Source organism: Candidatus Magnetominusculus dajiuhuensis, assembly GCF_046044395.1.
Classification (GTDB): domain Bacteria; phylum Nitrospirota; class Thermodesulfovibrionia; order Thermodesulfovibrionales; family Magnetobacteriaceae; genus Magnetominusculus; species Magnetominusculus dajiuhuensis.
This window is the reverse complement of record NZ_JBJUSG010000187.1, coordinates 1-5,014: the sequence shown is the minus strand read 5'-3', so window position 1 is coordinate 5,014 and position 5,014 is coordinate 1. Positions and strand designations below refer to the sequence as shown.

The following is a 5,014-nucleotide window of genomic DNA, read 5'->3' as shown; positions in this document are numbered from 1 at the left end:
CCCCACACCTCCGCGGCAGACTCATCCCCACCTCAAAAAAAAAAGGGGGGGGGGGCTGCTTTACTATTGTGACACAGTCTGGAAAGCGGGAATCCAGTTCATTAACCTGCGGGCAACTGTATCTGGTAATCATCTGTCACAGGTCAAGTCCTTCCTCTCTGATTTCATGCATGAGAGGAGAGCGCTCTTGATAAGCCGTCGCGGAATAAGGTTTAACATCGAAAAAAGCGCCTGTGTCATCAATAAAACTGACGCAAAGCACTGCCAACCTATCCAGCTCAAACCACCTGTCTGAAAGCGATTTCAAAAATACGGCAACATCATAATCAGAATCTTCGCGCTCATCACCACGCGCACGAGAACCAAACAACACCACGCGATCAAGGCGGTCACCGTAAATCTCAACAAGCGCCGCACGAAATTGAGCAAGGATCGGATCAGGCGTTACCATAGGTTAATATTAGCACAACGCAGTCATTTTGTCCAACCGAGTGGTGTTTAACATGGGGGTGTTGGAACGAGAAACCAGCCTGTCCCTAGTGCAGGCAGACTCTTATAGTATACCTAAAAAGACGCGCCTGCGAAATGTTTCATATCTTTTTATATCGGCCTTGTTTAAATTCTGAAACAGCCATGTCGGACACCTGTTTCAATCTGCCTGATATAGCGTCTTCCTCGAACTGTCTGTCCCAACCCTTTGCGTCGAATTCGTCAAACCAGTCCCTAAGCCTGGCTAACTCGCCTGTCGTTAAGGCCGTGATTGCCTTTTCTATATCATTTAACGTTTCCACTATATACCTCTAATCCTTATCCAAGTCATAATAATCCAAGTCATAATAATCCCCTCAGAAATTTAAGCAACCTAATATGGTTAACCATTGCCACTATCATACAAAATCAGTTACACTCTCTGAGTATTATATGATACCCTATAAATACTGTGCCGTGTCAAACATTGAGGAGGTTTCCATGAAACGTACTAAGATAATCTTAGAAGAGAACGACATTCCACGCCAGTGGTATAACATTATGGCCGATATGCCCACCCTGCCTAAGCCGCCCCTTCATCCCGTGACCCATAAACCCGTCGGGCCTGACGACCTTGCGGCGATTTTCCCTATGGCGCTTATTGAGCAGGAGGTCTCTCAGGAGCGCTGGATAACTATCCCTGAGGAGGTCTTAGATGTCTATACCCTGTGGCGCCCTTCCCCGCTTTACCGCGCCCACAGGCTTGAAAAGGCCCTTGGAACACCGGCTAAAATTTATTACAAATATGAAGGCGTCAGCCCATCGGGAAGCCATAAGACCAATACGTCTATCCCGCAGGCCTACTACAACAAACAGGCCGGTATCAGGCGCATAGCCACTGAGACCGGTGCCGGTCAGTGGGGGGCGGCCATATCCCTTGCCGGCGTGTTTTTCGGCCTTGAGGTCACCATCTATATGGTCAGGGTCAGTTATAACCAAAAACCTTACAGGCGCATATCCATGGAGACATGGGGGGCGTCAGTCCATCCAAGCCCAAGCAATCTGACAAACTCCGGCAGGGCAATTCTTGATAAAGACCCTGATAGTCCGGGAAGTCTCGGCATTGCAATCAGCGAGGCCGTCGAGGATGCCGCAACGCACAAGGATACCAACTACGCACTCGGCTCCGTGTTAAATCATGTCCTGCTTCACCAAACAGTTATAGGGCTTGAGCTAAAGAAACAGTTTGAGATTGCCGGTGATTATCCCGACATCGTGATAGCGTGTTGCGGGGGTGGAAGCAACCTCGGCGGCGTGAGTTTTCCATTCCTATATGACAAGATACACGGCAGGGAATTACGGGTCATAGCCGTAGAGCCGGAGTCCTGCCCTACCCTCACCAAGGGAGAGTTCAGATATGATTTTGGCGACACCGCCGGCCTTACCCCGCTCCTTATGATGTACACGCTTGGGCATGACTTCGTCCCTCCGGGGATTCACGCCGGTGGACTGCGGTATCACGCCGATTCCTCACTCGTGTCGCAGCTTACCCATGATGGCCTCATCGAGGCTCGCGCCTACCACCAGACGGAGGTCTTTACGGCGGCCCTGCTGTTTGCCAAGAGCGAGGGGATTATCCCCGCCCCGGAGAGTTCTCACGCCATTAAGTGTGCCATTGACGAGGCCCTGCGCGCCAAAGAGGAAGGCAAAGAAAGGACTATCGTGTTTAACCTCAGCGGCCACGGCTATCTTGATTTGACCGCGTACTCAGACTTCATAGATGGTATGATAATAGACTGCGCTTATCCGGCTGATAGGATAAGAGAGGCCCTGCTGCGGCTGCCAACTATTGGCTAACGATGAGAAGCTCCTGATATGAGGCATGTTATCTTAGGCACTGCGGGGCACATAGACCACGGCAAAAGCTCGCTGGTAATGGCGCTGACGGGTGTGGACCCCGACAGGCTGAAAGAGGAAAAAGAACGCGGGATAACGATTGACCTTGGATTTGCCGATCTCAGATACGATGGCCTTACCGTAGGTATCGTGGATGTCCCCGGGCATGAGCGGCTGATTAAGAACATGCTTGCCGGGGCGGGGGGCATTGATCTCGTCCTGTTTGCCATAGCCGCCGATGAGGGCGTCATGCCCCAGTCAAGAGAGCACCTTGCCATCTGCAACCTGCTCGGCATAAGGGCCGGGATTGTTGCCGTCACGAAGACAGATATTGTTGAGCCGGATATTGTGGAAGTCGTAGTGGAGGAAATAAAGGACTTCGTTGCGGGGACTTTTCTTGAAGGAGCGCCGATTGTGCCGGTGTCCTCAAAGAGCGGCCATAATATTGATAAATTAAAGACACAGATTCAGGCGACTGCCCTCGGCACAATACAAAAATCCCCCAACGGTATCTTTCGTCTTCCTATTGACAGGGTGTTTACGCTCAAGGGGTTTGGTACTGTGGTGACGGGGACGGCCATCTCAGGGCAGATTTCGGTGGACGACGCGGTTGAAATCCTGCCATCGGGGATAAGGACAAAGGTGCGCGGACTTCACAGCCACAACGAGGCCGTCAAATCAGGTTCTGCCGGTCAGCGTGTTGCGGTAAATTTGCAGGGTGTCGATAAAGATGATATAAATAGGGGCGACGTCGTGGTGCACTGCGGGACGATTGACGCCACAGACAGACTGGACGCCGAAATTAAGCTGCTCAAACACGCCCAGCCGTTAAAAAACCGCTCAAGCGTTCATTTTCATGTCGGCACATCGGAGACAACCGCCCGTGTGATTTTCCACCGCTCAGAGAAACTGATGCCGGGTGAGTCGGCCTTTTGCCAACTGCGTCTCAAACACCCTATCATCGCAATGGCAGGCGATAGATTTATAATCCGGCGACTGTCCCCCGTAGATACCGTAGGTGGTGGTATCGTCCTTGACCCAACCCCACCGGCAAGGAGGAAAAAAGATGACGACTCCAGTTTTGAGATTTATTTGACCGGCGATTTGACGTCAAGGCTTGCGGGGAAAATAAAGGCAGCCGCACTTAAAGGGATTCTTAAACAAAAACTTTACGCATGGGCAGCCCATGACACATCCGCCATAGATAAGGCAGTTGAGACGCTGAAAAAAGATGGGCTGATAACCGAGGTAAACGAGACATTATTTCACACAATTATCATTAATAAATTACACGAGGAAATAACATCTATCCTACTGTCATATCATAAAAAAAACCCTCTTCAGTCGGGCATGTCTAAAGAGGAGCTACGCGGCTTATTTAAACAAATAGACACAAAGACATTCTTAAAGATTCTAAACACATTCAGCAAAGTGGTTACCGATAAAGAGTTGATACGACTGAGCGATTTCAAGCCGTCCCTAACTCACATTGACGAGGGAATAAAGACAAGAATAATTGAGACGCTGCGGGCGTCGGAGTTTCAGCCGCCGTCAAGACAAGACCTTGCCACCGCGTTTTCAATAAAAGAGAAACAGGCCGAGGATATATTAAAGTTGCTTGCTAAAGATGGCCTTCTGGTAAGAATAAACGATTCCATATACATAGACCAATGTGCGTATGAAAAAATGTTAGAAATTGTAAGGGAGTTCTCAAAAGGGAAAAATGAGATAGCCGTATCTGAGTTCAGGGAGGTACTGGGCACAACAAGAAAATACGCCCTACCCTTTTTGGAGTATCTTGACGGGAAGAAAATCACTATGCGAGTCGGTGACAAGAGAAAGATATTAGATAGATAATGTAAGTAAGTGGCGGACAAATGTGTAACAATTATGCCATAAAAAAGTTCTTGACATCATTGACCTGCCTGCATTAGTATCAATGCGTAGATATATGTAGATGTTAATCCAGCAGATATATCGCTTTACCTATTAAACAGGAGGGCTCAATCATGAGAAGTGAAAATCAAGGTAAAACAGTTGTTTTTGTGGTAGTTTCGTTAATAGCTGTTATGTGTCTCAGCACGCTGGCATATGCTAATGTTTCCGCGGCAACGCAATCTGAGGACAATGCCGTGATTGTCGGCTCCTACGGTAAACTTCCAATAGCATTTGAGGCAAACGAAGGACAGACAGACCCGACGGTCAAGTATTTAGCCAGAGGACAGGGCTATACGCTATTTATGACACCGGGGGAATTTGTGTTGTCAATGACAACCACTGACAGGAAACTTTCAGAAAATATGGTAAAAACAGAGTCTATCCGGATAAAATTTGTCAATCCCAACACAGACGCCTCAGGCGCCCAGACTATAACCGGACTTGGCGAGCTTACCTGCAAATCCAACTATTTCATCGGGAATGACCCCGGGAAATGGCGTACAAATGTGCCGTCATACGAGAAGGTAAAATATGAGAAGATATACGATGGGATTGACCTCGTTGTTTACGGCAATCAGCGCCAGATTGAGTACGATTTTGTCGTAGCTCCTGATGCGGATTATAATCAAATAGCCCTTAAGATTGAGGGGGCGAGAACAAGGTAAATTTGTTCTCCATCATAAGTAAGAGGCAGTTGCATAGTTTATTGTCA

4 protein-coding genes and 1 pseudogene are annotated in these 5,014 nt (G+C 48.5%); 3 read left to right on the top strand and 2 right to left on the bottom strand.

Annotated features, from left to right (window positions below; translation table 11 throughout):
- Positions 1-136: 136 nt before the first annotated feature.
- Positions 137-451, bottom strand: coding sequence for a nucleotidyltransferase domain-containing protein (locus AB7D94_RS16435; RefSeq protein ID WP_420267132.1), 315 nt, complete (start codon positions 449-451; stop codon positions 137-139).
- A gap of 139 nt (positions 452-590) precedes the next feature.
- Entirely contained in the window at positions 591-791 is a 201-nt protein-coding gene (locus tag AB7D94_RS16430; protein ID WP_420267131.1) for a hypothetical protein, read from the bottom strand.
- Positions 792-969: 178 nt separating this feature from the next.
- On the opposite strand from AB7D94_RS16430, the gene AB7D94_RS16425 reads away from it, so the two are divergent.
- From AB7D94_RS16425 to AB7D94_RS16415, 3 genes and pseudogenes are all read left to right on the top strand, one after another.
- A complete protein-coding gene (locus AB7D94_RS16425; RefSeq protein ID WP_420267130.1) occupies positions 970-2,325 on the top strand; it encodes a TrpB-like pyridoxal phosphate-dependent enzyme in 1,356 nt (451 codons plus the stop codon).
- Positions 2,326-2,343: 18 nt separating this feature from the next.
- A complete protein-coding gene (gene selB, locus AB7D94_RS16420) occupies positions 2,344-4,221 on the top strand; it encodes a selenocysteine-specific translation elongation factor (RefSeq protein WP_420267129.1) in 1,878 nt (625 codons plus the stop codon).
- A gap of 278 nt (positions 4,222-4,499) precedes the next feature.
- A pseudogene (locus AB7D94_RS16415) lies at positions 4,500-4,967 on the top strand (DUF7948 domain-containing protein); the annotation flags it as partial.
- Between the last annotated feature and the right edge of the window lie 47 nt (positions 4,968-5,014).